The organism is Mycobacterium mantenii (assembly GCF_010731775.1).
Taxonomy (GTDB): Bacteria; Actinomycetota; Actinomycetes; order Mycobacteriales; family Mycobacteriaceae; genus Mycobacterium; species Mycobacterium mantenii.
Genome location: NZ_AP022590.1, coordinates 3,531,904 through 3,557,862, shown reverse-complemented (window position 1 = coordinate 3,557,862; position 25,959 = coordinate 3,531,904). Strand labels below are relative to the sequence as shown.

Genomic DNA, 25,959 nt, shown 5'->3' with positions numbered 1-25,959 from the left:
CGGTGGCGCCAGCGGCGGCCACCGCGTTGTCGTTCAGTTCATCAAGACTTGCGGGGAAAGCTCTTTGAGCATCGCGTTGGCCCAGCGCATCTGGCGCAACGTCTCGGGGTGGCAGCGCGACGTCAGGCTCAGCAGTTCGGCATCCTTGGCGGCTTGCGCGCCCTGCGCCAGCAACTCCCAATCCAGCGACACCCCCGCCGACAGCCGGTGAATCCGTCGCAGGTCGGCGAGCAGCGCCAGGCCGGGTTCGGGTCGGTGCCGCAGCATCGCACTGACCCGCGACTGGACTAAACCGGTGATCGCGCCGGTGTGCGGGTCGGGGGACAGGCGCAGACCATAGTGGCGGCCGTGCTGCGCCAGTTCCCGCAGATGTTGCCGCGACCAGCCGGCCAGGTCGCGTGCCAGGTGACAGATGTCCTGGTCACTGCGATGACGCGCGGACACCACGTTGAGCTCGTGGGCCAGCTTGCGTTCGGAACGGTGCAGCTCGCGGATCGCCAACTTCAGCTTCATGGCCGGTTTCCCGTCAGGACGACCTCGGTCACGCCGGCCATCGCGCCGCCTTCCGTCGCGGGCACCGATCCGTTGACCGGTGTGGACGCCGCGGTGGTGGGCGCGTAACCGTTTTGGCCGGGCGGCCTGACCCGAACCTTGCGCAGCCGGGCGGCGGCCGTCTTGTAGATCGGTTGCTTGGACACCGGATCCCAATCGGTGAGTGTCATTTCATTGCCCGCACGCTGGTGGGTCTTGCCGTCGGTGTCCCAATAGCCGTAGTGGAAGGGCACGAACAGCACGCCGTCGCGAATGCCGCAGATGCGAGCGGCGCAGGAGACGCGGCCGCGCGGCGTGCTCACCTCGACGAGGTCGCCCTCCTCGATGCCCAGGTGGTGGGCGTCGCGTTCGGACACCTCGACCCACACCTCGGGAGCCGCCCGCTGAAGTTGCTGTGCCCGAGCGGTTTTGGTGCGGGTATGGAAGTGGTAGACGGTGCGACCCGTGATCAATGCGAACGGGAACTCGGAGCTGGTTCGCTCGTGCGGAGGCACGTACTCGGCCGCCTTGATGATGGCCTTGCCGAAGGGGTTCATCGAGCGGTACTCGTCGGGCTGCAGTGGGGCGCCGGTGATCAGGTCCTTGCCGTACGCCTCGCAATAGTCCGGGGTGGCCCAGAATTTCGCGTCGGCGTAGAGCCGTTCGGTGCCGTCGGGATGCTCTGCGTTGCAAGGCCATTGGATACCGCCGCCGCCGCGCAGCTTCTCATAGCTCAAGCCCGTGTAGTCACACGGCCGGCCGGCGCTGCATTGCTTCCACGCCTCGAACGCCGACTCCGCATCCGTCCAGGGCGGGAAGGGCCGGCCGTCCTTGTCGCGGAAGTCCATCCGCCGCGCGTAGTCCAAGAAGATATCGAGGTCGGAACGCGCGGAACCCGGTGGTTCCACGGCCTTTTCGGACAGGTGCACGGTGCGGTCGGCATTGGTGAAGGTGCCGGTCTTCTCGGCCCACGCGGCAGCGGGCAACACCACGTCGGCCAGCGCGGCGGTCTCGGTCATGAAGATGTCCTGGACGATCAGAAACAGCCGTTCCTGCGACAAGATGTCGCGGATCCGCGGCAACTCCGGTAGGGACACCGCGGGATTGGTGGCGGTGACCCACAGCATCCGCAACGTTCCCTCCTCGGCGTAGCGGAACATCTGCATGGCGTGCGTCGGCGGGCCGTAGTGCGGAATCTGCAGGACGTCAAGGTTCCACAATTTCGCCAGCTCGGCGACGTGGGAGTCGTTGGACCAGTTGCGGAAGCCGGCCAGGTCCCCGTTGGCGCCGCACTCGCGGGTGTTCTCCGCGGTCGGCTGCCCGTTCATCTGCAACACCCCGCAACCCGGCTTGCCCAGCATGCCGCGCACCAGGTGAATGTTGTTGACCTGCACGGCCGCCGCGGTGGCCTGGTGGGACTGATAGAAGCCCTGCAGCACGGTGGACATCAACCGCCTGGCCGTGCCCAGCAGCCGCGCCGCGCGCCGGATGTCGTCGGCCCGCACACCGCAGATCTCGGCCACCCGCTCGGGCGGGAACTCTTCGACCCGCCCGCGCAGCTCGTCGAAACCGACTGTGTGCGTGTCGATGTAGTCGCGGTCGATCCAGCCGTGGCCGATGATCTCGTGCAACAGGCCGTTCATCAACGCCACGTTGGTGCCGGGCAGCGGCGCCAGGTGGATCGTGGCGTGCCGCGCCACCGGCGTGAGCCGGGGGTCGACGCAGATGATCGCCGGCGGCGAGCTGCCGGCCAGCCGGTCCAGCATCCGCGCCCACAGCACGGTCTGCGTCTCGGCGACGTTGTGCCCGAACAACGCGATGACGTCGGCATGATCGACATCGGTGTAGGACCCCGGTTGGCCGTCGCAGCCGAACGATTCCTTGAGTGCCTCGGCCGCCGTCGCGGTGCACAGCCGGGTGTTGCCATCGACGTGATTGGTGCCGATCGCCCCGTGCGCGATCGCCCCCTGGGTGTAGTACGCCTCGGCGAACAGCTGCCCGGAGGTGTAGAAACCGATCGAGCTGGGGCCGTGGCGGTCGAGTAAGTCCCTGGAGCGGTCCACGATCCGCTGCATGGCGGTGTCCCAGCCGCACGGCTTGAGCTCACCGTGGATCCGGATCATCGGTGTGGTGAGCCGGTCGGCCGAGGCGTTGGCCTGCCAGCCGAAGAGGTCCTTCGGGTCGAGCCGCCCGTGGTTGACCCGGTCGACGCCACGCCCGCGCACCCCCACGATCCGCCCGTCCTTGACGGCGATGTCCAGGCCGTCGCCGTTGGAGTGCAACACCGCGGCCGATTGCACCCAGCGATCCACCGCCTCGGCTGTGACTCCGTCGGCCAGGTAGGTATCGACTCGCTCCGGCCACCGCGTGCCGGGTTCGTACGGAGTCCGCGTGCCCCAGGGGTCCGCGATGCGATCTATGGCCATGCCGGTGACTTCCCCGGCAGCGCCCCGCGAAACCGGCTCAGGCGCACGGCGCCGCGCGGCTCACACCCCGAATTCGGCTTCGATCCCGTCGATGCCGGCGCGGATGGCCGCCAGGGCGTCGGCGCGGGTGCGCAGCTTGGTGGCGGCGTGCGCGTGCCGATGCAGGCCGGCGAACTCCCGTGCGGCCTCCTCGGCCCGGTCCACCACCATCTCGGGCAACACGATCTCGTCGACAAACCCTGCGGCGAGCGCGGTTTCACCGAAGAACGTCTTGGCCAACCCGCTGGCCTGTTGGTAGGCCGACGGCGTCAACCGCAATTTCATGATCTCCAGCGCGGCATAGGGAATCACCATGCCGATCGCGACCTCGTTGGCCTGGATGTTGTAGGCGTGCGCGGCCACCCGGTGATCGCCCGCCGACAACAGGAACGCCCCCATCGCGATGGCGTGGCCGGTGCACGCCATCACCACCGGCTTGGGATGGGACAGCAGGCGATACGCCAGCTCGAATCCGCCGCGCAGCATGTCGATCGCGGGCTGCACCTCACCGGAGGTTAGGATCTTCAGGTCGAAGCCGCCGCTGAACACCCGCTCGTTCCCGGCGATCACCAACGCCCCGGCGTTGTCCGCCTCGGCCCGGTCGATCGCGTCGTTCAGGGCCTGCTGCATGGTCGGGCCCAGCGCATTGACCTTGCCGTCGTCCATCTTGATGACGGCGATGGAGTCCTTGGTGGTGTAGTGGACCGGGGCGCTCATCGGTTGCTCCTTGCCGTCACGCGGGCTGGCTGTGGTGTTTGCCCAGGTCGTCTTCGGCGTTACTCCAGCGCAGGCTGACATCGGTGGGTTCGTCGAGTTGGCGGGTGCGCCACCTGTCTTGGGTTTCCCGGACCGCGGCGTTGATCCGTTCGATCTCGCTGCGGAACACCTCGGGGCGGGTTTCCTTGCTGGCGTAGTGGAAATAGGTCAGCAGGCCGCGCAGCAGCTCCAGCTTCTCCTTCTCCCGCTTCGCCAGGTCATGGGTGGTCATCAACTCGATGCGCTGCACGGGCGGCAGGGCGGCCCAGTCCAGCACCACATCGGTGTGCAGCGGGGAACGTTCGCGCTGCCAGAACCGCCGGCCGGCTTTCTGATCGGGCCGGTCGTAATAGGTCAGGGTGCCGGTGAAGCGGGATTCGATGCCACTGCCGATCTCGGCGCGGTCGAGGGCGGAATCCCACACCATGCGCCATTCCTGGCCGGGGGCCAGCATCGGCAGCTCGCGGGGGAGCCGCAGTTCGATGACGTCGGCGTAGCCGTCGGTGGCGTTCTCGTATTCGGCCACGGTTGGGGGATTCAGGAAGGAAAATCCGATGTCGTAGGCCGCGGTCTGGCCGAAGTTCCGGACCACGAGTTCGATCACGTGCCAGTCGGCGGAGTGCGGCTCCATGAACATCGCGACGTGTGGTCGGGTCTGCCCGGCCGCCGCGCGGCGGTTGCGGTTGATCTGGCTGTTGGTGAAGACCAGTGTGACGACGGCCAGGACGATTGCTGCCCACGCTGCCCACGCAATCCAGGTGCCGGACCCGACGTGCGTGACATCATGCCAGCTGTCCTGGATCCAACCCATGGAATCCACCCTCCGCTTATATCACAGGGGCGGTCGCCGGATGGCCCTGACCGAGCGATCCCCGAGGAGCTCAGCCGCCCATCAGCATCCGCCATTGACCGAGGTCCGCGGCCCGGTACACGTAGTTGGAACGCTTGACCTCCGAGAGCGAGGCGCTCGGCTCCGCCGAATACCAGTGCCCCGGAAACACCGTCGGGTCACCCGGCAGCGTCGCGAGCCGCTGCAGACTGCGGTACATCTCGTCGGAGTCGCCGCCGGGGAAGTCCGTGCGCCCGCAGCCCTCCAAAAACAACGTGTCACCGGCGACGAGGCGGCCGTCGAGCAGAAAGCACTGGCTGCCCGGCGTGTGGCCGGGGGTGTGCAGCAGCTCGATCTCGATGTCGCCGATGCTGACCTTGTCGTGGTTCTCGTGTGAGGTCAGGTCGCCCAGACTGATCCCCGTGACTCGCGAAACCCATTGTGCCTCATGAGTATTGACATGCACCGGCACCGCTTTACGGTCTAGCAACTCGGCCAGGCCCTGCAGCGAAAAGCCCATCATCGATCCGCCCACATGGTCGGGATGATGGTGCGTCACCAGCACCCCGGACAGGTGCATGCCGTCGGCCTCGAGCGTGTCGAGGAGTTCGCCGGCGGCGTACGCGGGGTCGACCACCACGCAGTCGCCGGTTTGCCGGTCGCCGATCAGGTAGGCGAAGTTGCGCATCTGCGTCGCGAACATGTCGCCGGCGGCGAAGTCGCGACCGGAGAGCAGTTGACGAAAGTACAGCCGGTCCTCGGGCACGTGACCAGACTAGGACCTCGACCCGGCCGCGCCACGAGTAGACCGCCGCCCCCGGGGATTCGCGGCGACGGAAGCCGTCCGACACCACCGTTTCGGACCCGATTACGCCGGTATGCAGTGGGTATGGTTTGCCCATGAGGAAGAAGGTCGAAATCGAGGTCGATGTCGATCTGGTCGACGAGGCGATCCGCCGCTTCCAAGTCGCCGACGTGCGCGAGGCCGTCAACCTCGCCTTGCGGACGCTGCTCCGTGAGGGCGATTCCGTCGAGCAGGACGATGACTACGACGAGTTCAGCGACCTCAATGCATGGCAACCCCGGCGCAGCGCCGGGGATGGTTGATGTGGTTTGGTGCCGCTGCAAGCCAGGCTGTACCCTCTTTTAGGCCCGCGCGGACTGAAATCGCTTCGGGTGAACGGCCCCCTTAGCTCAGTCGGTAGAGCGTTTCCATGGTAAGGAAAAGGTCAACGGTTCGATTCCGTTAGGGGGCTCGGCGGACGCCGAGCAGGCGTGGCGGCCCCGGCTCTAAAAGGGGTGGCCAGAGGCGATGTAGCTCAGTCGGTTAGAGCGAACGACTCATAATCGTTAGGTCGCCGGTTCGAGTCCGGCCATCGCTACAACACAACAGCACAGCTTTTTAAAGGAATTGAGAGAGAACCGTCATGGCGTCCAGTACCGACGTACGGCCGAAGATCACCTTGGCATGCGAGGTGTGCAAGCACCGCAACTACATCACCAAGAAAAACCGCCGGAACGACCCGGACCGGCTTGAGCTGAAGAAGTTCTGCCCCAACTGCGGCAAGCACCAGGCGCATCGGGAGACACGCTAGCGGTCACCCGCGGGCGTTTGTTCGGATTGACTAGGTAGTTTAAGAACCGTGCCGTTAACCGAAAGCATCGTGGGGATGCACTACCGCTACCCCGATCATTACGAGGTGGAGCGGGAGAAGATCCGCGAGTACGCGGTGGCCGTGCAAAACGACAGCCCCGAGTTCTTCGAGGAGAAGGCGGCGGCCGAACTCGGCTATAAAGGGTTGCTCGCGCCGTTGACGTTCATCTGCGTATTCGGCTACCAGGCGCAGACGGCGTTCTTCAAGCACGCGAACGTGGCCGTCCAGGACGCGCAGATCGTCCAGGTCGACCAGGTACTGAAATTCAACGCGCCGATCGTCGCCGGCGACAAGCTGTACTGCGATGTCTATGTGGACTCGGTCCGCGTGTCGCACGGCACCCAGATCATTGTCACCAAGAATGTCATCACCAACGAAGCCGGTGACGTCGTGCAAGAGACCTACACGACCCTGGCGGGCCGTGCCGGTGAGGATGGAGAAGAGGGATTTACTGATGCCACTGCGTGAGTTCAGCTCCGTGAAGGTGGGTGACCAGCTTCCTGAGAAGACCTATCCGCTGACCCGACAGGATCTGGTGAATTACGCGGGCGTTTCCGGCGACTTGAACCCGATTCACTGGGACGACGAGATTGCCAAGGTCGTCGGCCTGGACACCGCGATCGCGCACGGCATGCTGACCATGGGCATCGGCGGCGGCTACGTGACCGCGTGGATCGGTGACCCCGGTGCGGTCACCGAGTACAACGTGCGGTTCACCGCGGTGGTGCCGGTGCCCAACGACGGCAAGGGCGCCGAGCTGGTCTTCAGCGGACGGGTGAAGTCTGCCGATCCCGAGACGAAGTCCGTGACCATCGCGCTCACGGCCACCACCGGCGGCAAGAAGATCTTCGGTAGGGCGATCGCCTCCGCAACTCTGGCATAGCCCATGGCGCTCAAAACAGACATCAGGGGAATGATCTGGCGCTACCCGGACTACTTCGTTGTGGGGCGGGAACAACTGCGCCAGTTCGCACTGTCCGTCAAGAACGACCACCGCGCCCACTTCGAGGAAAGCGTGGCCGCCGACCTCGGCCACGACGCGATCGTCGCGCCGCTGACCTTCGCGACCATCTTCGCCAAGCTGGTCCAGCTGGATTTCTTCCGGCATGTCGACATCGGCATGGAGACGCTGGTGATCGTCCAGGTCGACCAGCGCTTCGTGTTCTCCAAGCCGATCAAGGCCGGCGACAAGCTGTGGGCCCGCATGGACGTCTATTCGGTGGAGGAGCGCTTCGGCGCCGACATCGTCGTCACCAAAAACACCTGCACCAACGACGACGGCGAGGTGGTCCTGGAGGCCTACACCACGTTGATGAGCCAGTACACCGACGGATCCGCGAACCTGCGCTGGGACCCGGAATCCGGCCAGGTCGTCAGAACGGCGTAATTAGTATCTGACTCCTGCGTCGATGTACACTCGGTCCTCGGGGTTTTCCCAGCATTAGCGCGCTTTCCGTGAGTCGAGCAATCGGAGGGCGCGCGTGTCATGTGAGCCCCGGTAGGTAAGCGCAGGTTGGCCTGCCAACCGCGAAGGGGCGTAGCTCAACTGGCAGAGCAGCGGTCTCCAAAACCGCAGGTTGCAGGTTCAAGTCCTGTCGCCCCTGCTGAAGACGAGCGTTCGGTGACGATGCGGGCCGGGACGGCCTGAGGAGGATCCGGACCATAAGAGGATGTGCCATGGTGGACACTGGAAGTACGTGCCGCCACACATGGGACGGCTCTAAAAGCATTAGCAAACAAAGGAGCATGCGGTGAGCGACGAAGGCGACGTTGCCAACGACGCCGCAAGCGACGGCACTGACAAAGAGGACGGCGGCGCGAGCGGCGGTCGGACAGCGGTGGTGACGCGGCCGCAGCGCCCCACGGGCAAGCGGTCCAGGCAGCGGGCGGCCGAGGCCGGCGAAGACGTTGGCCCGTCGGACGAGGTCGACGCCTCCACGCCGGCGAAGGCCGAAAAGGGCGCGAAAGCCAAGAAGGTCGCCAAGTCCAAGAAGGCCGGCGACCGCCGGGCCAACCCCTTCGTGTTCGTCTACAACTACCTCAAGCAGGTCGTTGCGGAGATGCGGAAGGTCATCTGGCCCAACCGCAAGCAGATGCTCACTTACACCTCCGTTGTGTTGGCTTTTCTGGCCTTCATGGTGACGCTGGTCGGCCTGGCGGACTTCGGCCTGACCAAGCTGGTGATGTTGGTGTTCGGCTGAGCGAGTGACAGAGAGGACTCAAACCGTGACTACCTTCGACGGTGACCCGTCAGCGGGTGAAGCGGTCGACGTGGACGAAGCCGCGCAGGCGCAGGCCACGGACACCTCTGCGGCCGCTGAGGTCACCGAGGCGACCGCGGGCGTGGCTGCCGACGAGACGGCCGCGGCCGCCGTGGCTGCCGACGAGACGGCCGAAGAGGCCGACCCGGCCGCCGCGCTCAAGGCGGAACTGCGCAGAAAGCCCGGCGACTGGTATGTCATCCACTCCTACGCGGGCTACGAGAACAAGGTCAAAGCCAACCTCGAAACGCGTGTGCAGAACCTTGACGTCGGGGACTACATCTTCCAGGTGGAGGTGCCCACCGAAGAGGTCACCGAGATCAAGAACGGCCAGCGCAAGCAGGTCAATCGCAAGGTGCTGCCCGGCTACATCCTGGTGCGCATGGACCTGACCGACGACTCGTGGGCCGCGGTGCGCAACACCCCCGGCGTCACGGGGTTCGTCGGGGCGACCTCGCGTCCGTCGGCGCTGACACTCGACGACGTGGTGAAGTTCCTGCTGCCGCGCGGCGCGACGAAGAAGGCCGCCAAGGGTGCGGCCACCACCGCCGCCGCCGAGGTCGGCGGGCTGGAACGTCCGGCCATCGAGGTCGACTACGAGGTCGGCGAATCGGTGACGGTCATGGACGGGCCGTTCGCGACGCTGCCGGCCACCATCAGCGAGGTCAACGGCGAACAGCAGAAGCTCAAGGTGCTGGTGTCGATCTTCGGCCGCGAAACCCCGGTCGAATTGACCTTCAGCCAAGTCTCCAAGCTCTAAACCGGCGCATACGCCGGGCGTAAACCAGGAAGGAACAGCACAACCTCATGGCCCCGAAGAAGAAAGTCGTCGGGCTGATCAAGCTTCAGATCCAGGCGGGGCAGGCCAACCCGGCGCCGCCGGTCGGGCCCGCGCTCGGTCAGCACGGCGTCAACATCATGGAGTTCTGCAAGGCATACAACGCTGCCACGGAAAACCAGCGCGGCCAGGTCATCCCGGTGGAGATCACGGTCTACGAGGACCGCAGCTTCACCTTCGCGCTAAAGACGCCGCCCGCCGCCAAGCTGCTGCTCAAGGCCGCCGGCGTGGGCAAGGGATCGGCCGAACCGCACAAGACCAAGGTCGCCAAGGTCAGCTGGGATCAGGTCAAGGAGATCGCCGAGACCAAGAAGGCCGATCTGAACGCCAACGACATCGACGCCGCCGCCAAGATCATCGCCGGCACCGCCCGGTCGATGGGCATCACCGTCGAATAAGCCCCTAACCGTGGGAGGGCCAGCTTCGGCCCGCTAACCACGACCCCAACACCCGATTGGATTAGCAAGTGAGCAAGAACAGCAAGGCATACCGCGCCGCCGCCGAGAAGGTGGATCGCGACAACCTCTACTCCCCGCTGGAAGCGGCCAAGCTCGCCAAGGAGACGTCGTCGAGCAAGCAGGATGCAACCGTCGAGGTGGCCATCCGGCTCGGCGTCGACCCGCGCAAGGCCGACCAGATGGTCCGCGGCACGGTCAACCTGCCGCACGGCACCGGTAAGACCGCCCGCGTCGCGGTGTTCGCGGTGGGCGACAAGGCCGAGCAGGCGCAGGCGGCCGGCGCAGACATCGTCGGCAGCGACGACCTGATCGAGAAGATCCAGGGCGGGTTCCTGGACTTCGACGCCGCGATCGCGACCCCGGACCAGATGGCCAAGGTGGGCCGCATCGCCCGGGTGCTCGGTCCGCGCGGCCTGATGCCGAACCCCAAGACCGGTACCGTGACCCCCGATGTCGCCAAGGCCGTGGCCGACATCAAGGGCGGCAAGATCAACTTCCGGGTGGACAAGCAGGCCAACCTGCACTTCGTCATCGGCAAGGCCTCGTTCGACGAGAAGGCGCTGGCCGAGAACTACGGCGCCGCGCTGGACGAGGTGCTGCGGCTCAAGCCGTCCGCGTCCAAGGGACGCTACCTGAAGAAGATTGTGGTCTCGACCACGACGGGACCGGGCATCCCGGTGGACCCGGCCGTCACCCGCAACTTCGCGGAGTCCTAACCGCCGCACTCGGCGATGCGCCGCCGCAGAAACCGGCGACCGGGGTCAGATCCGTTGGACTCCAACGCCATTCGATACCAGGCGAGCGCATCGGCGGGCCTGCCCGCGCGCCGCAACAGGTCGGCCCGCACGGTCGCGACCAGGTTGGAGCGACCGAGTCGCGGATCGTGTGCCACCTTGTCCAGCGCGGCCAGGCCGGCGTCGGGGCCGTCGCGGAATCCGATCGCCAGCGCCCGGTTGGCGGCCACCACCGGCGAGCCGGTCATCGCGAACAGCCTGTCGTAGGCGGTGCCGATGGTGACCCAGTCGGTCTCCTCCCAGGACGGTGCCGTGGCGTGCAGCGCTGCGATCACGGCCTGGGGCAGGTAGGCGCCCGTCGCCCCCTGGGCGTGGCGCAACCGGTCGAGCCCGCGCGAGATGCACCCGCGGTCCCAGCGGCGCCGGTCCTGGTCCTCGAGCGGCACCAGCATCCCGGTGTCGTCCACCCGGGTCGCGCGGCGCGAATCATGCAGCAACATCAGGGCGGACAGGGCGTGCGCCTCCGGCTCGTCGGGCAGCAGCGCGCACAACTCCCCGCCCAGCCGGATCCCCTCGTCGCACAGGTCGTCCCGGATGGCCGACGGGCCCGCGGTCGACCAGTAGCCCTCAGTGAACACCGAATAGACGCACCCGAACACGTGCGGTGTGCGCTCGGGCAGCAGCTCGGCGGGTGGCACCCGCAGCGGGATGTTGGCGTGCCGAACCTTGTTCTTGGCGCGCGTGATTCGCTGACCGATCGCCGCCTCGGTCTGCAGGAGCGCGCGGGCGATCTCGCCGACGGTCAGACCGGACACCAGTCGCAGCGTCAGCGCCAGTTGCGATTGCCGGTCCAGCGCCGGGTGGGCACAGGTGAACATCATCCGCAGCTCGTCGTCGCGAACCGGATGCGGGTCGGTGTGATCGGTGCGTGCCCTGATGTCGTCCAGCACAGCCGCTAATTCCTTTCCGGGGCGCACGGATTCGCGGCGCAGCCGGTCCCGCGCGCGGTTGCGGCCGACGGTCACCAGCCACCCGCCCGGGTTGACGGGCACCCCGTTCAGAGACCAGGTGCGCAGCGCCTCGGCGCAGGCCTCCTGGACGGCGTCCTCGGCGACGGTGAGGTCACCCGACCACCGGGCGAGCGCGGCCACGGCGGGACCCCACTCCCGGCGAAAGACGCCGTCCAGGTCGGCCATTCGCGACGGCTAGAGCGCGGAAAGGCCGGCCAGTTGCCGCACCTGCACGGTCGAGGCGGGGATCATCGAAGCGAGCTTGACGGCCTCGTCGCGATCCGCGGCACTCAAAAGGTAGATCCCCGTGGCGATCTCGGCGCCCTCGACATAGGGCCCGTCGGTGATGAGGACCTCGCCGTCGCGCACCCGCACGGTCGTCGCCGTGGAGCGGTCGTGCAACGCGGCGCCCCCGATGATGTGGTCGCCCGCGCACGCATGCAGGCCCGCGTGCTTGGCCGCCACGGCCTCCCACTCCGGGGTTCCCGGCGTGTGCGCCGACGCGGGGGGTTCCAGCAGCAGCGCGAGCCAGTCGTTCCCGGTGAGCCGGCGGGACGGCTCGATCATGTGGACCGTGGGCCACACTTCCACGGCGCCGTACGTGGCGAGCGGGACATCGCGGGCCAATGCCAGCGCCTCGTCCAGGTTCTCCGCTTCGAACACGTAGTAACCGCAGGCCACCTCGGCGGCCTCGGCGAAGGGACCGTCGGTGACCACCGGGGCGTCCGGACCTCCGGTGACGACCACGGCGTCGGCGGCGGGCGCCAGTGCGTCTCCGGATTTGATCGCCGGGCCGGCTTTGGCGTGGAAGTCGCCCCACGCGGCCATCGCGGCCGGGTCTTCGGGTGCGCGGTCTTGCTCCCTGCTGATCAATAGGGCGAAGTACTGCATGTCTCGTCACCTCCAGGTAGTGAGCGAAGCCCTGTGCTCCACTCTCTACCTTTTCGACGAACGACGCGCGGGCAATCCGACAGCCGCGAAAGTTTTAGGCCGCAGCCCCGGGCTTGAGGTAGGTCACCAGGCTGACGTCGAGCATCTCGTCGCCGAAGTAGTGCTCGCAGCCACGCAGGTACTTGATGTAGCGGTTGTACACCTCTTCGGAGGTGACCTCGATGGCCTTGTCCTTGTTGGACTCGAGCGTGTCGCCCCAGATGTGCAGCGTCTTGATGTAGTGCGGCCGTAGCGAAATCGGTTCGGGCACAACAAATCCTGCCTTCTCGCCGTGATCCACCATCATCTGGGTGGACGGCAGTCGGCCGCCGGGGAAGATCTCGGTGACGATGAACTTGATGAACCGCGCGGTCTCGAAGCTGAGCTTCTTGCCGCGGGCGGCCAGGTCGTACGGGTGGTAGCTGACACTGCTCTGCACGGTCATCCGGCCGTCGTCGGGCATGATGTCGAAAGTCCGCTTGAAGAAATCGTCGTAGTTCTCGTGGCCGAAGTGCTCGAAGGCCTCGATCGAGACGATGCGGTCGACCGGCTCGTTGAAGTCCTCCCAGTTCTGCAGGCGCACCTCCCGCGTGCGGTTGCTGTCGGTCGAGTCGAGCAACGCCTGAGCGCGGGCGTGTTGATTCTTGGACAGCGTCAGGCCGATTACGTTGACGTCGAACCGCTCGACGGCGCGCTTCATGGTGGTGCCCCACCCGCAGCCGATGTCCAGCAGAGTCATGCCCGGCTTGAGGTCCAGCTTGTCGAGGTTGAGGTCGATCTTGGCGTACTGGGCCTCTTCCAGGCTCATGTCGTCGCGCTCGAAATAGGCGCAGCTGTAGATCCGGGTCGGGTCTTGGAACAGGCCGAAAAAGTCGTCGGAGACGTCGTAGTGCGCCTGAATGTCCTCGGGAGCCGTCCGCGTCTTCGTCGGGCTAGCCGGTTGATCAGCCATTTTCGTCTTGTTCTCCTGGATGAAGTTCACTGCGTGTTACCCGCGGACTGCCTTGGGGTGTGACGTGCAACGATACCCAACTCTACTTTTCCAGCGTGAATTGGTTGCAGTCGACGTAGCCCATACGGAACACCTTGGCGCAGCCGGTCAGGTACTTCATGTACGTCTCGTAGACCGCTTCGGACTGAATGGCGATGGCCTCGTCCCTGTGGGCCTTCAGCGTCTCGGACCAGAAATCCAGGGTCTTGGCGAAGTCCGACTGCAGCGACTGGACGCGGGCCACCGTGAACCCGACCCTCGTCGCGTGCTCCTCGACCGTCTCGATCATCGGCAGCCGGCCACCCGGGAAGATTTCGGTGACGATGAACCTCATGAATTTCGCCATCTCCATCGTCAACGGGATGCCGCGCTCCATCACCTGCTTGACGTGCAGACCGGTGATCGAGTGCAGCAGCATCACGCCGTCGCCGGGCAGCGCGGTGTAGGCGAATTCGAAGAAGTCGTCGTAGCGGTGAAAACCGAAGTGCTCCAACGCCTCGATGACGACCATGCGGTCCACGGGTTCGTCGAACTCGGCCCAGTCCCGTAGCAGCACCCGCCGTGACCGGCCGGTGTCCATCCCGTCGAGCACCTGCTGGCAATAGGCATGTTGATTTTTGGACAGGGTCAGGCCGACGACGTTGACGTCGTAGCGCTCGACGGCGCGCTTCAGCCCCGAACCCCAGCCGCAGCCGACGTCGAGCAGGGTCATCCCCGGCTGGAGCCCGAGCTTGTCCAGAGTCAGGTCGAGTTTGGCGAGCTGCGCTTCGCGCAAGGTCATGCGCTCGCGAGGGAAATACGCGCAGCTGTAGGTGCGGGTCGGATCCAGAAAGAGCGCGAAGAATTCGTTGGACAGGTCGTAGTGCGCCCGTACGTCGTCCGAATTGGACCGCGTACGAACAGCGCCAGCCCGATTGTCAGACATCTACCCTCCCACGTGATGTACACCACAGGGGTGCCCATCCGCGAGGCACGCTACTCGCCGGAGATCGAAAACGGCGCATTTGAGTGCGCGTGCGGCGGAGATTCTGCCGTTCTACTTTCCGGCGACTTACGAGGCGATGGGTCGCTATTTGGTCAGCGTGTACTGCGCCACGTTGGAGATGCCCTTGCGGAACAGGTCCGCGCAGCCGGTCAGATAGCGCATGAACCGGTCGTACACCTCTTGGGACTGGATGGCGATGGCCCGTTCGCGATTGGCCTCCAAATTGGCCGCCCACGTGTCCAGGGTCCGCGCGTAGTGTGGCTGCAGGTATTCGATCTGCTCGATCGAGAAACCGCTGGTTTGCGCATTGTCGACGATGTCGGGTTCGCCGCACATCTGGCCGCCGGGAAAGATTTCCTTGCCCAGGAAGTGGAAGAAACGCAGATCCGACATTGTGATCTGGACGCCACGCTGCTTCCACTCCGACTGCGGATACGTGAAGATGCTGTGCATCAGCATCCGACTGTCGCCGGTGAGGGTTTTGTAGGCCCAATCCCAGAATGCGGGCCAGCGTTCCTTTTTGAACGCGTCGAACGCCTCGAAGCTGATGATCCGATCGACCGGCTCGTCAAACTCTTCCCAACCCTGCAGCCGCGCCTCGGCCCGCCGCGTTGTCGGAATCGCGGCCAGCCTCGCTTTGGTGCGCGCGTAGTGGTTGCGGCTCAGCGTGATGCCAATGACGTTGACGTCGTATTTCTCCAGCGCCCGGACCACGGCTCCGCCCCAACCGCACCCGACATCGAGCACGGTCATTCCCGGCTCGAGCTTCAGCTTGCCCAACCCCAGATCCAGCTTGGCGAGCTGCGCCTCTTCCAGCGTCATGTCGTCGCGCTCGAAGTAGGCGCACGTGTAGACCATGTTCGGGTCAAGGAAAAGCGCGAAGAAGTCGTCCGAAATGTCGTAGGTTGCCTGCGACTCTTCGTAATACGGCTTCAGCTTGGCCATTTAGACACCCACCCTTCTTTGCCAACCGTACAGCCCTGCGACATGGACTGAAAATCGCAGGACGCGTTTCTACCGAGTGTTTTTGGGCTAGCTGGCCCTGCTGAAGTTTTTCGTCAGCACGCCGATCACGTGGTCCCACAACTGCTGTGGCAGATCATGTCCCATCCCGTCGAATAACACCAATCGAGCGCCGTCGATGGCCCTGGCCACCGCGCGCCCGCCGAATGGGCGCATCAGCTTGTCCGCCCGGCCGTGGATCACCACGGTGGGCGCGACGGTCCGGCGGTTGTACTGCCGCAGGCTGCCGCTGCCCAGCACAGCACCGAAATGCCTGGCGACGCCTTGGGGGTAATAGTTGCGGTCGTATCCCTCGGCGGCCTCGGCGCGGGCCTGCTCTTCGGGCACACGGTAGCGCGGACTGCCGATGATGTTGCCGACGCGCACGGCGTTGTCGATGATCACCTCGCGCGGCGAATCCGGCGGCGGGCCCTTCAGGAGCGCCAGCAACGCGCGCGGGGCCGGCGGCGGCAATAGAGCCGAATTGTTGCTGGAGAAAATGATCGCGAGGCTTTTCGTGCGCTCGCGGAATCGTCCGGCGAAAATCTGGGCGATCATGCCGCCCATCGATGCGCCCACAATGTGCGCGTGGCCGATGCCCAGATGATCAAGCACGGCCGCGGCGTCGTCGGCCATGTCCTCGAGCTTGTACGCCGCTTTGCTCGGCAGGCCCAGCCAGGAGCGCGCCAGCCGCGTCACCAGCGGCTGCCCCGAGCTGTGGTGCTGGGTCTTGCTCGACAGGCCGACGTCCCGGTTGTCGTACCGGATGACGCGCAGCCCGTGGCTGACCAGCCGCTCGCAGAAGGCGGTGCGCCACAGCAGCAGCTGGGCGCCCAGCCCCATGATCAGCAGTACGGGTGGGTCGTCGATGTCGCCCATGTCCTCGTAGTACAGCTTGAGGTCGCCTGAGGTGGCGTGGCCGGTGCGGACCTCCATCAGACTTCCTCGGGCTGGTGCTCGCGGCTGACCTCGACCATGAAGTTCGCGAAATAGCCCGTCAGTTGCGGATCCGACATCATCTGCCACTTGGGCGCCAGCAGCTTCATGTACCGCTCGACGTAGAGGAATTGCTTCCCGATCAGCACCAGCTCGCGGGGCAGCTTGACGTCGTAGGCGTCGGCCAGCGCCGAGAGCTGCCGACCGATGTCGGCGTAGGACATGTCGCCCAGCGTCGACATGGTCAGCGGGGTGGCGAAGCGCTCCAGGTCCTTGGCGGCCTCGGCCTCCGGCTTCATGGTGCCGACGGCGCCCATCAGCACCACGATCTTGCCGGCCGCGGCGTGGTCCTTCTTGACCAGCAGCGCGTACACCAGCTCGCGCAGCAGCCAGCGGGTGCGGGGATCGATGCGGCCCATGATCCCGAAGTCGAAGAACACGATGCGGCCCTGGTCGTCGACGTAGAGATTGCCCGCGTGCAGGTCGCCGTGGAACAGCCCGTGCCGCAGCCCGCCCTCGAACAGCGAGAACAGCAGCGCCTTCACCAGCTCGACGCCGTCGAATCCGGCCTTGCGAACGGCGGCGACGTCGTCGATGCGGATGCCGTGCACCCGCTCCATGGTCAGCACCCGGTCGCTGGTGAAGTCCCAGAACACCTGCGGCACGCGGATGTTCTTGCCCAGCGGGGAGGCGTGCAGGTGCGACACCCACGCCTCCATCGACTGCGCCTCCAGCCGGAAATTCAGCTCCTCGGCCAGGTTGTCGGAGAAGTCGGCGACCACGTCCTGCGCGGAGAGCCGGCGGCCCAGCTTGGCCAGTTCGACGGCCTGGGCGAAACGCTTCAGGATCTGCAGGTCGGCCGCGACCCGGCGCCGGATGCCCGGGCGCTGGATCTTGACGACGACCTCCTCGCCGGTGTGCAGCGTCGCGTAGTGCACCTGCGCGATGGACGCCGACGCGAACGGCGTCTCGTCCCATTTGGCGAACAACTCGGACGGGTCGCCGCCGAGGTCTTCGACGAAGAGCTTGTGCACTTCGTCGGAGTCGGCGGGCGGCACCCGGTCGAGCAGGCCGCGGAACTCCCGGGACAACGATTCACCGAACGCCCCGGGACTGGACGCGATGATCTGTCCGAATTTGACGTAGGTCGGTCCCAGGTCGGCGAAGGTCTGCGGGAGCTGCTGGATCACCTTCTGTTGCCACGGGCCCCTGCCCGGCAGCTTGGTGACGATGCGAGCGGCGGTGCGGGTGACCTGCCAGCCTGTCACGGCAACCCGGGCCGCTTCGACCGGCAACGGCACCCGGTCGAGCTTGGCCCCCTCTCGATGCTTGGTAGAGCTCATCTGTGCAGTGTGCCGCATCCGCGGGGGTGCGTCCCAATCCGCTAACTCGGACGCGGACCGCTGTCGCTGCTTTTCCAGGGCTGCACCCAGCCCTGGATGGCCCAGCCCTCCCGCGCGGCGATCAACTCGTACATGGTGGCGCCGTCGATGGTCTCCCGGATGATGTCGGCGTGCCCGGCGTGCCGGGCCAGTTCGTTGATCACATGCAGGATCACCCAGCGCACCGACCAGGCCTGCTGGTTCTTGGGAAACCACGGGATGTCCTGCGGAACGGGCACCGGGGCGTCGAGGTCGGTGGTCTCCACCAGCCGCAGCGACGTCGCGTTCTGCGCCTCGAACGCGTCCAGCAGCCCGGCCAGCGTCTCGTCGGGCCGCATCACGTGCTGGTCGGCGAACTCCTCGGCGATCCGCTCGAACGGGCGGGGGTCTTTCGGCGGTGCGTCCGGCGCGGCGGCGACGCGCGCCATCCAGCTGCGTTGCATCCCGGTGGCGTGTTTGATCAGCCCGCCGATCGACAGCGCACTGACCGAGGGCGTGGACCGGGCCTGTTCGTCGGTGAGGCCATGGCTGACCGCGAAATACGCGCTCTGGTGAAACGCCAGGAATTCGCGCAGCGCGTTGCGTTCGTCGGTCACCGGCGGGGCGAGGGCGGGCATGGATCGATCGTAGGTCTCGGGCGCCGTAAGGTGCGGGGATGCAGGTGGTTTCGGCATGCAGATGACCAGGGCCGAGTCGACCGAGCTCTTCGTCGGGCCACCGGACGCGCCGCTGCAGCTGGTCCGCGTCACCGTGTCTGGGTGTGCCGAGCCCACGCGCGTGCGCATAGACGGCCGCGGCCTGCGCGGGCAGGCGGTCGCCGAGCCCGGCTGCGAGGTCGTCGAGGTTGCGGTGACGGTGGACGAGCCGGTCGCCGGGCAGCGCCGGCCCGCGCGGGCGCACGCCGGCAGTCTGCGGCTGCCGTTCGAGTTCACCGTGGCCGAGCCCGGCTGGACCATGTTCATGGTCAGCCACTTTCACTACGACCCGGTGTGGTGGAACACCCAGGGCGCCTATACCAGCGAGTGGATCGAGGACCCGCCGGGGCGGGCCCGTCAGGCCAACGGTTTCGACCTGGTGCACGCGCATCTGGAGATGGCGCGCCGCGAGCCCGAGTACAAGTTCGTGCTGGCCGAGGTCGACTACCTCAAGCCGTACTGGGACACCCGGCCCGAGGACCGTGCCGATCTGCGCCGGTTCATCGCCCAGGGCCGCGTCGAGGTGATGGGCGGCACCTACAACGAACCCAACACCAACCTCACCAGCCCGGAGACGACGATCCGAAACCTGGTGCACGGCATAGGTTTTCAGCGTCACATCATGGGAGCCAACCCGGCAACCGCGTGGCAGCTGGACGTGTTCGGCCACGATCCGCAATTCCCGGGATTCGCCGCCGACGCCGGCCTGACGTCGAGTTCGTGGGCCCGGGGACCGCACCACCAGTGGGGCCCGGCGCTGGGCGACGGCGATGTCGAGCGCATGCAGTTCTGCAGCGAGTTCGAGTGGATCTCGCCGTCGGGCCGCGGCCTGCTCACCCATTACATGCCCGCGCATTACTCGGCGGGCTGGTGGATGGATTCCGCGGCGTCGCTGAGCGAGGCCGAGACCGCCACGTATGAGCTGTTCGATCAGCTCAAGAGGGTCGCGCTGACCCGCAACGTGCTGCTGCCGGTCGGCACCGACTACACCCCGCCCAACAAGTGGGTCACCGAGATCCACCGTGACTGGGCCGCCCGCTACACCTGGCCGCGCTTCGTGTGCGCGTTGCCGCGCGAGTTCTTCGCGGCGGTGCGCGCCGAACTGGCGCAGCGCGATCACCTGCCGTCACCGCAGACCCGGGACATGAACCCGATCTACACCGGCAAGGACGTGTCCTACATCGACACCAAGCAGGCCAACCGGGCCGCCGAGAACACCGTGCTGCAGGCCGAGCGCTTCGCGGTGTTCGCCGGTCTGCTGGCCGGCGCCCAGTACCCGCAGGCCGCCCTGGCCAAGGCCTGGGTGCAGCTGGCCTACGGCGCGCACCACGACGCCATCACCGGCTCGGAATCCGACCAGGTGTACCTCGACCTGCTGACCGGATGGCGCGACGCCTGGGAGCTGGGCCGCGCGGCCCGCGACAATTCGCTGGCCTTGCTGTCCGGCGAGGTCGGTTCCGGCGAGGGCGACGTGATCGTGTGGAATCCGCTGACCGGCCCGCGCACCGACGTCGTCACCGCGCGCCTCGACCCGCCGCTCGGCGCCCGGGTGCGGGTGTTCGAGGTCGACGGAGCCGAGCTGGCGGCGCACGTCGAGCACGGCGGCCGCTCGGTCAGCTGGCTGGCGCGCGATGTGCCCTCGCTGGGCTGGCGGGCGTACCGGTTGGTGCCCGAACCGGGGGGCGAACGGGCCGGCTGGGAACCGGCGGCGGGATCGGTGATCGCCAACGAGCACTACCGGGTCGAGGCCGACCCGGCGCGCGGCGGGGGAGTCGCCTCGCTGGTCCAGGACGGCCGCGAGCTGATCGCCGACGGAAGGGTGGGCAACGAGCTCGCCGTCTACGAGGAGTACCCGGCGCACCCCAGCCAGGGCGAGGGCCCCTGGCATCTGCTGCCCAAGGGGCCGGTGGTGTGTTCGTCGGCGACGCCCGCGCGGGTGCGCGCCTACCGCGGGCCGCTCGGTCAGCGGCTGGTGGTGCACGGCCGGATCGGCACGCTGCTGCGCTACACCCAAACCCTGACGCTGTGGACTGGAGTCGCGCGGCTCGACTGCCGCACCACCATCGACGAGTTCACCGGGGCCGACCAGCTGGTGCGGCTGCGCTGGCCGTGCCCGGTGCCGGGCGCCATGCCGGTCAGCGAGGTGGGCGACGCCGTCGTCGGCCGCGGTTTAGCGCTGCTGCATGACGGACCGGGCGGCTCGCGCTCGGTGGACACCGCCCGGCACCTCTGGACGTTGGACAACCCGGCGTACGGCTGGTTCGGCCTGTCGTCGGCGGCCCGGGTCCGAGTGCCGGGCGCCGGGGTGCGGGCGGTGTCGGTCGCCGAGGTGGTGTCGCCGGCCGAGGCGGTGTCCGGGCCGCTGGCCCGGGAGCTGATGGTCGCGCTGGTCCGCGCCGGCGTCACGGCCACCTGCGGAGCCGCGGACAAGCCGCGCTACGGCCACCTCGAGGTCGATTCCAACCTGCCCGACGTGCGCATCGCGCTGGGGGGGCCTGCCCGCAACGCCTTCGCTGCGGCCGTGCTGGCCGACGCTCCGGCCTACCGCGACGAACTGGACCGCCAGCTGGCGAGCACCGGCCGGGCCAGGGTGTGGGTGCCGGCCGAGACGCCGCTGGATGCGGTGTGGGTGCCCGGCGCCGACCTGCGTCCATCGCGGGCGCTGCCGGTGCTGGTCATCGACGGCCGCGACGAGGACGATCTGCGGGCCGCGATCACCGCGGTGGCCGACGATCTCGGCGACGCCGAGATCGTCGTGTCGCAGCGATCGCCTTCGGGAACATACGCTTTCGAAGATCGCACCGTCGCGCTGCTCAACCGCGGGGTGCCCAGCTTCGCCGTCGACACCGAGGGCACGCTGCACACCGCGCTGATGCGTTCCTGCACCGGCTGGCCGTCGGGCATCTGGATCGACGACCCGCGCCGCACCGCGCCGGACGGCTCCAACTTTGCGCTCCAGCACTGGACCCACGCCTTCGACTACGCGTTGGTCAGCGGAGCCGGCGACTGGCGGCAGGCGGCGATCCCCGCACGCAGCGCCCAGTTCTCCCAGCCACTGCTCGCCGTCACACCGGACCGGCACGGGGACGCGCTGCCGCCGGCCGGATCGCTGCTTCGCGTCGAGCCCGCCGGATCGGTGCAACTGGCCGCCCTCAAGGCCGCCGGCAATCCACTGACCGCGGGCAGCGCGGCGCCCCTCGACCCCAATGCCGTCGCCCTGCGCCTGGTGGAGACGACCGGCGCGGGCACCCACGTCGTCATCGACTCGGACCTCGCGTCGGTGAGCGACCTGCGACGTGTCGACCTGCTGGAAACGCAACCCGAACCCGTGCCGTCGGTCGAGCTGCACGGCTACCAGGTGGCGACCGTGCTGGCCCGATTCGACGCGCCCGCGGCGACGACCGACGCCGCCGTCCTGGCCCCAGACGCGGAGGCCGCGCAGCCGCTCTACGCGCGGTATTGGCTGCACAATCGCGGCCCCGCGCCACTGGGTGGGCTGCCGGCCGTCGCCCACCTGCACCCGCCGCAGATGACGGCGGAACCCGGCGCCGCGGTGACGCTGCGCCTCACCGCGGCCAGTGACAGCACCGACGCCACGCTGCACGGCACCGTCGCCCTGCGCTGCCCGGACGGCTGGACGGCCACGCCCACCGAGCTGCCCTTCACCCTGTGCACCGGCGACCACCTGCACACCGACGTGGCCGTGTCGGTCCCGGCCCGCGCCGAACCGGGGCTCTACCCGATCCGCGCCGAACTCCGCGTCGCCGGCGAAGCGGTCCCGGCCGCCTGGCGCCAGCCCGTCGAGGACGTTTGCGTGGTGGCGGTGGGCGAGCCCGGCGAGCTGATCTACCTCGCCGACGGGCCGGCCGAGGTGACGCTCCGACCCGGCGAGGCGGGCGCGCTGGCCGTCACGGTCGGCAGCCGCGCCGGGGCCGACCTGGCGCTGGAGGCGCATCTGATCAGCCCCTGGGGCACCTGGGAATGGATGGGTCCCGGCGCGCTCGGCGCGGTGCTGCCCGCCCGCGGCACCGCCGACCTACGCTTCGAGCTGACCCCGCCGGCCTGGCTGGAGCCGGGCCAGTGGTGGGCGCTGGTGCGGATCGGCTGCGCCGGCCGACTGGTCTACTCGCCGGCGGTGAAGGTGACGGTGACATGAGCACGCATCCGATCGCGACCGTGGCCGGCGTGCCCGTGTCACCGGATGCTCTCGACGCCGCCGAAGCGCGGCTGCGCACCGCGCGGGGAACGGCCGCCCTGCCGGTCAGCGGCACCAGCGAGGGCCGCCAGCTGCGGCGGTGGCTGACCCAACTGATCGTCACCGAGCGGGTGGTCGCCGCGGAGGCGGCCGCGCGGGGGCTGACCCCGCGCGGAGCGCCGTCCGAGGCCGAGCTGCTGCCCGACGTGACCGCCCGGCTGGAGATCGGCAGCGTCGCCGCGGCCGTGCTGGCCGATCCGCGTGCGCGGGCGCTGTTGGCCGAGGTCACCGCCGCGGTGCGGGTGACCGACACCGAGGTGACCGCCTATCACGCCCGCAACCCGCTGCGCTTCGCCGCGCCGCGTCGGGGCGAACACGGTTGGTGCACGACGGCGGTGACCGGCCCGCCGCTGGACGAGGTGCGAGCGGCGATCGAGGAGCACCTGCGCGGCGCAGCGCGGCGACGCGCCTTCCGGCTGTGGCTGGACGCGCGGCGCGCCACGCTGGTGCAGCTGGCGCCCGGCCACGAGCATCCCGGCGACCCCCGTCAACCCGACAACACCCACCGGCACTGAACACGATGCTGACGCTGTGCCTGGACATCGGTGGCACCAAAATCGCTGCCGCGCTTGCGGATTCGGGCGGCAAGCTGGTGTACACCGCCATCCGCCCCACACCCGTCACGACCGCCGCGGACGACGTCTGGGCCGTCGTCGAAGCGTTGATCGCCGACGCGCTGCAGGCGGCCGGCGCTCCGGTCGCCGCGGTGGGGATCGCGTCGGCCGGACCCATCGACCTGCACAGCGGGTCGGTCAGCCCGATCAACATCGACAGTTGGGACCGTTTCCCGTTGCGCGACAGGGTCGCCGCGGCGGTGCCTGGACCGCCGGTGGTGCTGGGCGGTGACGGCGTCTGCATGGCGTTGGGGGAGCACTGGATCGGGGCCGGGAAAACCGCGGACGCGCGGTTTCTGCTGGGCATGGTGGTGTCCACCGGGGTGGGCGGCGGACTGGTGCTCGACGGCGTCCCCTACTCGGGGCGCACCGGCAACGCCGGTCACGTCGGGCACGTGGTGGTCGAACTGGACGGCCGGCCGTGTGCCTGCGGCGGCCACGGGTGCGTGGAGACCGTCGCGTCCGGGCCGTGGATGGTGCGCCGGGCGCGAGAGAACGGATGGTCCGCCCCGCCGGGCGCCGGCGCCAGGGACCTGGCCGCGGCGGCAGCGGCCGGAGACCCGGTGGCCCAGCAGGCATTCCACCGGGGGGCCAACGCCCTGGCCGCGATGATCGCCTCGGTCGGCGCGGTGTGCGACCTGGACCTCGTGGTGATCGGGGGAGGCGTCGCCAAGTCCGGCCCGGTGCTCTTCGACCCGCTGCGGGCCAAGCTGGCCGAATACGCCGGCCTGGACTTCCTGTCCGGGCTGCGGGTGGTGCCCGGCGAGCTCGGCGGTGAGGCCGGCCTGATCGGCGCGGCCCGCCTCGCGGGCCTCGGGCCCGGCGTCATGCCAAGGTGATTGCCATGAATCACCGCATCGACGCACTCGCAGTCGTCGTCACCGGGCTGATGGTCGGCGTGGAGCTGGCGGTCGCGGTCTTCTTCAACCCGCTCATCGCCCGGCTGCCCGACGACGCCTTCCGTGCGGCGCGCGGCGGCGCCGGCCGGGCGTTGGGCACCACGATGCCGTTCTGGTATGCCGTCGTCCTGCTGCTGTTGGCGGCGCTCGCCTTCGAGGAGCGCGGCGCCCCGCGCGACTGGCTGTGCGGCATCGCCGCGGGCCTGATGGCCGCGGTGGTGCTGTTCACGGTCACCGTGTTGGTGCCGATCAACAACCGCATCGCGAAATGGCCGAGCACCGGTGAGCTCTCGCGCGAGCTCGCCGCCCGCTGGGATCGACGGCACCGGGTGCGGGTGATCCTGCTGCTGGCGGTGTTGGTCCTGCTGGCCCTCGCCGTCACCTGAGGTCGCCGTTTTGGCTGATCGCGTGGGCCACGCTATCCTGTTAGCCGATCCACCGAAGACCGTCGGTCACCGAGCAATCGGTTGAAGGTCCGGGAGCATCCCGGCGGCCCACGCAGGAGGACGAGGCACCGCGCCGGCTCGCGCCGGCGTATTTTCACGCCCCGGCCGCTTCTGCGCCGGGGCGTTCGTCGTTCTCGGGGGAATCGAGACGACACGTCGCATTGACTTTCACATCAGGAGGTAGGCATGGCAAGGGCTGACAAGGCCACCGCCGTTGCAGATATCGCCGAGCAGTTCAAGGAATCGACCGCGACCCTGATCACGGAGTACCGCGGTCTGACCGTCGCCAACCTGGCCGAGCTGCGGCGCTCGCTCAACGGGTCGGCCACCTACTCGGTGGCCAAGAACACGCTGGTGAAGCGGGCGGCATCGGAAGCCGGGGTGGAGGGGCTCGACGAGCTGTTCGCCGGCCCGACGGCCATCGCCTTCGTCACCGGTGAAGCGGTCGACGCGGCCAAGGCCATCAAGACCTTCGCCAAGGAACACAAGGCGCTGGTCATCAAGGGCGGCTACATGGACGGCCGTGCGCTGACCGTCGCCGAGGTCGAGCGCATCGCCGACCTCGAGTCGCGCGAGGTGCTGCTGGCCAAGCTGGCCGGCGCGATGAAGGGCAACCTCGCCAAGGCGGCCGGGCTGTTCAACGCCCCGGCTTCGCAGGTCGCCCGGCTCGCGGCGGCACTGCAAGAGAAGAAGGCCGCCGAAGGCCCCGCCGCCGCTGCGGAACCCGCAGCCGCTGCGGAGCCCGCCGCGGAAACCACCCCGGAACCAGCTTCGGAAACACCCACTGAGGCGCCGGAGACCCCGGCCGAAGCCGAATAACAACCCAACGCGGAACCTGGAAAAACAAGGAAGGACCCATACCCATGGCAAAGATGTCTACTGACGACCTGCTCGACGCCTTCAAGGAGATGACCCTGCTGGAGCTCTCCGACTTCGTGAAGAAGTTCGAGGAGACCTTCGAGGTCACCGCGGCCGCTCCGGTCGCCGTCGCCGCCGCCGGTGGTGGCGCAGCCGGTGGCGCGCCCGCCGAGGCCGCCGAGGAGCAGTCGGAGTTCGACGTGATCCTCGAGGCCGCCGGCGACAAGAAGATCGGCGTCATCAAGGTGGTCCGCGAGATCGTCTCCGGCCTGGGCCTCAAGGAGGCCAAGGATCTGGTCGACGGCGCGCCCAAGCCGCTGCTGGAGAAGGTGGCCAAGGAGGCGGCCGACGAGGCCAAGACCAAGCTCGAGGCCGCTGGCGCCACCGTCACCGTCAAGTAAGTCACTGCGCGTAAACCCCCGGGACCAC

Annotated in this window: 27 protein-coding genes, 3 tRNA genes and 1 pseudogene; 18 read left to right on the top strand and 13 right to left on the bottom strand. The window is 67.9% G+C overall.

The features are described 5' to 3' along the window. Positions 1–33 precede the first annotated feature (33 nt). From G6N50_RS15990 to G6N50_RS15970, 5 genes and pseudogenes are all read right to left on the bottom strand, one after another. Entirely contained in the window at positions 34–513 is a 480-nt protein-coding gene (locus tag G6N50_RS15990) for a hypothetical protein (RefSeq protein ID WP_083093228.1), read from the bottom strand. Then, positions 510–2,957 (bottom strand): molybdopterin oxidoreductase family protein, encoded by a 2,448-nt coding sequence (locus G6N50_RS15985; RefSeq protein WP_083093230.1) that lies wholly within the window; start codon positions 2,955–2,957, stop codon positions 510–512. The genes G6N50_RS15990 and G6N50_RS15985 overlap by 4 nt, the downstream gene beginning before the upstream one ends. Before the next feature lie 60 nt (positions 2,958–3,017). Beyond that, positions 3,018–3,713 (bottom strand): crotonase/enoyl-CoA hydratase family protein, encoded by a 696-nt coding sequence (locus tag G6N50_RS15980; RefSeq protein ID WP_083093231.1) that lies wholly within the window; start codon positions 3,711–3,713, stop codon positions 3,018–3,020. Continuing rightward, positions 3,710–4,563: pseudogene (locus G6N50_RS15975) on the bottom strand (hypothetical protein). Before G6N50_RS15975 ends, G6N50_RS15980 begins: the two are co-directional and overlap by 4 nt. A 70-nt stretch (positions 4,564–4,633) precedes the next feature. Then, positions 4,634–5,347: an MBL fold metallo-hydrolase gene (locus tag G6N50_RS15970; protein WP_083093235.1), complete on the bottom strand. Its 714-nt coding sequence runs from the start codon at positions 5,345–5,347 to the stop codon at positions 4,634–4,636. Positions 5,348–5,481: 134 nt separating this feature from the next. On the opposite strand from G6N50_RS15970, the gene G6N50_RS15965 reads away from it, so the two are divergent. The 12 genes from G6N50_RS15965 (at position 5,482) to rplA (ending at position 10,509) form a co-directional block, all read left to right on the top strand. Beyond that, positions 5,482–5,688, top strand: a complete 207-nt coding sequence (locus G6N50_RS15965) for a type II toxin-antitoxin system VapB family antitoxin (protein WP_083093236.1) — start codon at positions 5,482–5,484, stop codon at positions 5,686–5,688. A 76-nt stretch (positions 5,689–5,764) separates the two neighbouring features. Next, positions 5,765–5,837: transfer RNA gene (locus tag G6N50_RS15960), tRNA-Thr, on the top strand. A gap of 52 nt (positions 5,838–5,889) precedes the next feature. After that, positions 5,890–5,963, top strand: a tRNA-Met gene (locus tag G6N50_RS15955). A gap of 45 nt (positions 5,964–6,008) precedes the next feature. Further along, positions 6,009–6,176 (top strand): 50S ribosomal protein L33, encoded by a 168-nt coding sequence (gene rpmG, locus G6N50_RS15950; RefSeq protein ID WP_003898538.1) that lies wholly within the window; start codon positions 6,009–6,011, stop codon positions 6,174–6,176. A 75-nt stretch (positions 6,177–6,251) separates the two neighbouring features. Beyond that, positions 6,252–6,704 carry a (3R)-hydroxyacyl-ACP dehydratase subunit HadA gene (hadA, locus tag G6N50_RS15945; protein WP_276053588.1) on the top strand — a complete coding sequence of 151 codons (453 nt, stop codon included), beginning with the start codon at positions 6,252–6,254 and terminating at the stop codon, positions 6,702–6,704. Beyond that, positions 6,691–7,119 (top strand): (3R)-hydroxyacyl-ACP dehydratase subunit HadB, encoded by a 429-nt coding sequence (hadB, locus tag G6N50_RS15940; RefSeq protein ID WP_067122372.1) that lies wholly within the window; start codon positions 6,691–6,693, stop codon positions 7,117–7,119. Before hadA ends, hadB begins: the two co-directional genes overlap by 14 nt. Before the next feature lie 3 nt (positions 7,120–7,122). Beyond that, on the top strand, positions 7,123–7,623 hold the full coding sequence (hadC, locus tag G6N50_RS15935; protein WP_083093239.1) for a (3R)-hydroxyacyl-ACP dehydratase subunit HadC: 501 nt from the start codon (positions 7,123–7,125) through the stop codon (positions 7,621–7,623). Positions 7,624–7,767: 144 nt separating this feature from the next. Beyond that, positions 7,768–7,840, top strand: a tRNA-Trp gene (locus G6N50_RS15930). Positions 7,841–7,987: 147 nt separating this feature from the next. Next, positions 7,988–8,437, top strand: a complete 450-nt coding sequence (secE, locus tag G6N50_RS15925; protein ID WP_083093241.1) for a preprotein translocase subunit SecE — start codon at positions 7,988–7,990, stop codon at positions 8,435–8,437. Positions 8,438–8,462: 25 nt separating this feature from the next. Beyond that, entirely contained in the window at positions 8,463–9,257 is a 795-nt protein-coding gene (gene nusG / locus G6N50_RS15920) for a transcription termination/antitermination protein NusG (protein WP_083093243.1), read from the top strand. A 47-nt stretch (positions 9,258–9,304) separates the two neighbouring features. Next, a complete protein-coding gene (rplK, locus tag G6N50_RS15915) occupies positions 9,305–9,733 on the top strand; it encodes a 50S ribosomal protein L11 (RefSeq protein ID WP_007767860.1) in 429 nt (142 codons plus the stop codon). A 68-nt stretch (positions 9,734–9,801) separates the two neighbouring features. Next, the gene (gene rplA / locus G6N50_RS15910) at positions 9,802–10,509 is read left to right on the top strand and encodes a 50S ribosomal protein L1 (RefSeq protein ID WP_083093245.1); all 708 of its coding nucleotides are present in this window, start codon (positions 9,802–9,804) and stop codon (positions 10,507–10,509) included. Here rplA and G6N50_RS15905 read toward each other — a convergent pair. The 8 genes from G6N50_RS15905 to G6N50_RS15870 form a co-directional block, all read right to left on the bottom strand. After that, a complete protein-coding gene (locus G6N50_RS15905) occupies positions 10,506–11,723 on the bottom strand; it encodes an RNA polymerase sigma factor (RefSeq protein WP_083093247.1) in 1,218 nt (405 codons plus the stop codon). The two genes, rplA and G6N50_RS15905, sit on opposite strands and share 4 nt — an antisense overlap. A 9-nt stretch (positions 11,724–11,732) precedes the next feature. Beyond that, entirely contained in the window at positions 11,733–12,428 is a 696-nt protein-coding gene (locus tag G6N50_RS15900; protein ID WP_083093248.1) for a YciI family protein, read from the bottom strand. A gap of 94 nt (positions 12,429–12,522) precedes the next feature. Beyond that, positions 12,523–13,419: a hydroxymycolate synthase MmaA4 gene (mmaA4, locus tag G6N50_RS15895; protein WP_083093550.1), complete on the bottom strand. Its 897-nt coding sequence runs from the start codon at positions 13,417–13,419 to the stop codon at positions 12,523–12,525. An 82-nt stretch (positions 13,420–13,501) separates the two neighbouring features. After that, the gene (locus G6N50_RS15890) at positions 13,502–14,383 is read right to left on the bottom strand and encodes a cyclopropane mycolic acid synthase family methyltransferase (protein ID WP_083093250.1); all 882 of its coding nucleotides are present in this window, start codon (positions 14,381–14,383) and stop codon (positions 13,502–13,504) included. Positions 14,384–14,527: 144 nt separating this feature from the next. Continuing rightward, positions 14,528–15,388 (bottom strand): cyclopropane mycolic acid synthase family methyltransferase, encoded by an 861-nt coding sequence (locus tag G6N50_RS15885; RefSeq protein WP_083093251.1) that lies wholly within the window; start codon positions 15,386–15,388, stop codon positions 14,528–14,530. A gap of 87 nt (positions 15,389–15,475) precedes the next feature. Then, positions 15,476–16,381: an alpha/beta fold hydrolase gene (locus G6N50_RS15880; RefSeq protein WP_083093253.1), complete on the bottom strand. Its 906-nt coding sequence runs from the start codon at positions 16,379–16,381 to the stop codon at positions 15,476–15,478. Next, positions 16,381–17,724, bottom strand: a complete 1,344-nt coding sequence (locus G6N50_RS15875) for an ABC1 kinase family protein (RefSeq protein ID WP_083093254.1) — start codon at positions 17,722–17,724, stop codon at positions 16,381–16,383. The genes G6N50_RS15880 and G6N50_RS15875 overlap by 1 nt, the downstream gene beginning before the upstream one ends. A gap of 41 nt (positions 17,725–17,765) precedes the next feature. Next, on the bottom strand, positions 17,766–18,359 hold the full coding sequence (locus tag G6N50_RS15870; protein ID WP_083093552.1) for a DinB family protein: 594 nt from the start codon (positions 18,357–18,359) through the stop codon (positions 17,766–17,768). Positions 18,360–18,435: 76 nt separating this feature from the next. On the opposite strand from G6N50_RS15870, the gene G6N50_RS15865 reads away from it, so the two are divergent. The 6 genes from G6N50_RS15865 (at position 18,436) to rplL (ending at position 25,931) form a co-directional block, all read left to right on the top strand. Beyond that, positions 18,436–22,614: a glycoside hydrolase family 38 N-terminal domain-containing protein gene (locus tag G6N50_RS15865; protein ID WP_083093256.1), complete on the top strand. Its 4,179-nt coding sequence runs from the start codon at positions 18,436–18,438 to the stop codon at positions 22,612–22,614. Continuing rightward, positions 22,611–23,228, top strand: coding sequence for a DUF7158 domain-containing protein (locus tag G6N50_RS15860; RefSeq protein ID WP_083093258.1), 618 nt, complete (start codon positions 22,611–22,613; stop codon positions 23,226–23,228). Before G6N50_RS15865 ends, G6N50_RS15860 begins: the two co-directional genes overlap by 4 nt. Positions 23,229–23,233: 5 nt before the next feature. Further along, positions 23,234–24,166 carry an ROK family protein gene (locus G6N50_RS15855; protein WP_083093260.1) on the top strand — a complete coding sequence of 311 codons (933 nt, stop codon included), beginning with the start codon at positions 23,234–23,236 and terminating at the stop codon, positions 24,164–24,166. A 5-nt stretch (positions 24,167–24,171) separates the two neighbouring features. After that, entirely contained in the window at positions 24,172–24,612 is a 441-nt protein-coding gene (locus G6N50_RS15850) for an anthrone oxygenase family protein (protein WP_083093261.1), read from the top strand. A 246-nt stretch (positions 24,613–24,858) separates the two neighbouring features. Beyond that, on the top strand, positions 24,859–25,491 hold the full coding sequence (gene rplJ / locus G6N50_RS15845) for a 50S ribosomal protein L10 (protein ID WP_083093263.1): 633 nt from the start codon (positions 24,859–24,861) through the stop codon (positions 25,489–25,491). 44 nt (positions 25,492–25,535) lie between these two features. Then, entirely contained in the window at positions 25,536–25,931 is a 396-nt protein-coding gene (gene rplL, locus G6N50_RS15840) for a 50S ribosomal protein L7/L12 (protein ID WP_007767831.1), read from the top strand. Positions 25,932–25,959 lie beyond the last annotated feature (28 nt).

Excerpts from the sequence above, each read along its gene's own strand:
- G6N50_RS15990 (WP_083093228.1), bottom strand. The coding sequence starts at position 513 with ATGAAGCTGAAGTTGGCGATCCGCGAGCTGCACCGTTCCGAACGCAAG.
- G6N50_RS15985 (WP_083093230.1), bottom strand. The coding sequence starts at position 2,957 with ATGGCCATAGATCGCATCGCGGACCCCTGGGGCACGCGGACTCCGTAC.
- G6N50_RS15980 (WP_083093231.1), bottom strand. The coding sequence starts at position 3,713 with ATGAGCGCCCCGGTCCACTACACCACCAAGGACTCCATCGCCGTCATC.
- G6N50_RS15965 (WP_083093236.1), top strand. The coding sequence starts at position 5,482 with ATGAGGAAGAAGGTCGAAATCGAGGTCGATGTCGATCTGGTCGACGAG.
- rpmG (WP_003898538.1), top strand. The coding sequence starts at position 6,009 with ATGGCGTCCAGTACCGACGTACGGCCGAAGATCACCTTGGCATGCGAG.
- hadA (WP_276053588.1), top strand. The coding sequence starts at position 6,252 with ATGCACTACCGCTACCCCGATCATTACGAGGTGGAGCGGGAGAAGATC.
- hadB (WP_067122372.1), top strand. The coding sequence starts at position 6,691 with ATGCCACTGCGTGAGTTCAGCTCCGTGAAGGTGGGTGACCAGCTTCCT.
- hadC (WP_083093239.1), top strand. The coding sequence starts at position 7,123 with ATGGCGCTCAAAACAGACATCAGGGGAATGATCTGGCGCTACCCGGAC.
- rplK (WP_007767860.1), top strand. The coding sequence starts at position 9,305 with ATGGCCCCGAAGAAGAAAGTCGTCGGGCTGATCAAGCTTCAGATCCAG.
- G6N50_RS15905 (WP_083093247.1), bottom strand. The coding sequence starts at position 11,723 with ATGGCCGACCTGGACGGCGTCTTTCGCCGGGAGTGGGGTCCCGCCGTG.
- G6N50_RS15900 (WP_083093248.1), bottom strand. The coding sequence starts at position 12,428 with ATGCAGTACTTCGCCCTATTGATCAGCAGGGAGCAAGACCGCGCACCC.
- mmaA4 (WP_083093550.1), bottom strand. The coding sequence starts at position 13,419 with ATGGCTGATCAACCGGCTAGCCCGACGAAGACGCGGACGGCTCCCGAG.
- G6N50_RS15890 (WP_083093250.1), bottom strand. The coding sequence starts at position 14,383 with ATGTCTGACAATCGGGCTGGCGCTGTTCGTACGCGGTCCAATTCGGAC.
- G6N50_RS15885 (WP_083093251.1), bottom strand. The coding sequence starts at position 15,388 with ATGGCCAAGCTGAAGCCGTATTACGAAGAGTCGCAGGCAACCTACGAC.
- G6N50_RS15880 (WP_083093253.1), bottom strand. The coding sequence starts at position 16,381 with ATGGAGGTCCGCACCGGCCACGCCACCTCAGGCGACCTCAAGCTGTAC.
- G6N50_RS15875 (WP_083093254.1), bottom strand. The coding sequence starts at position 17,724 with ATGAGCTCTACCAAGCATCGAGAGGGGGCCAAGCTCGACCGGGTGCCG.
- G6N50_RS15865 (WP_083093256.1), top strand. The coding sequence starts at position 18,436 with ATGCAGATGACCAGGGCCGAGTCGACCGAGCTCTTCGTCGGGCCACCG.
- G6N50_RS15860 (WP_083093258.1), top strand. The coding sequence starts at position 22,611 with ATGAGCACGCATCCGATCGCGACCGTGGCCGGCGTGCCCGTGTCACCG.
- G6N50_RS15855 (WP_083093260.1), top strand. The coding sequence starts at position 23,234 with ATGCTGACGCTGTGCCTGGACATCGGTGGCACCAAAATCGCTGCCGCG.
- G6N50_RS15850 (WP_083093261.1), top strand. The coding sequence starts at position 24,172 with ATGAATCACCGCATCGACGCACTCGCAGTCGTCGTCACCGGGCTGATG.
- rplJ (WP_083093263.1), top strand. The coding sequence starts at position 24,859 with ATGGCAAGGGCTGACAAGGCCACCGCCGTTGCAGATATCGCCGAGCAG.
- rplL (WP_007767831.1), top strand. The coding sequence starts at position 25,536 with ATGGCAAAGATGTCTACTGACGACCTGCTCGACGCCTTCAAGGAGATG.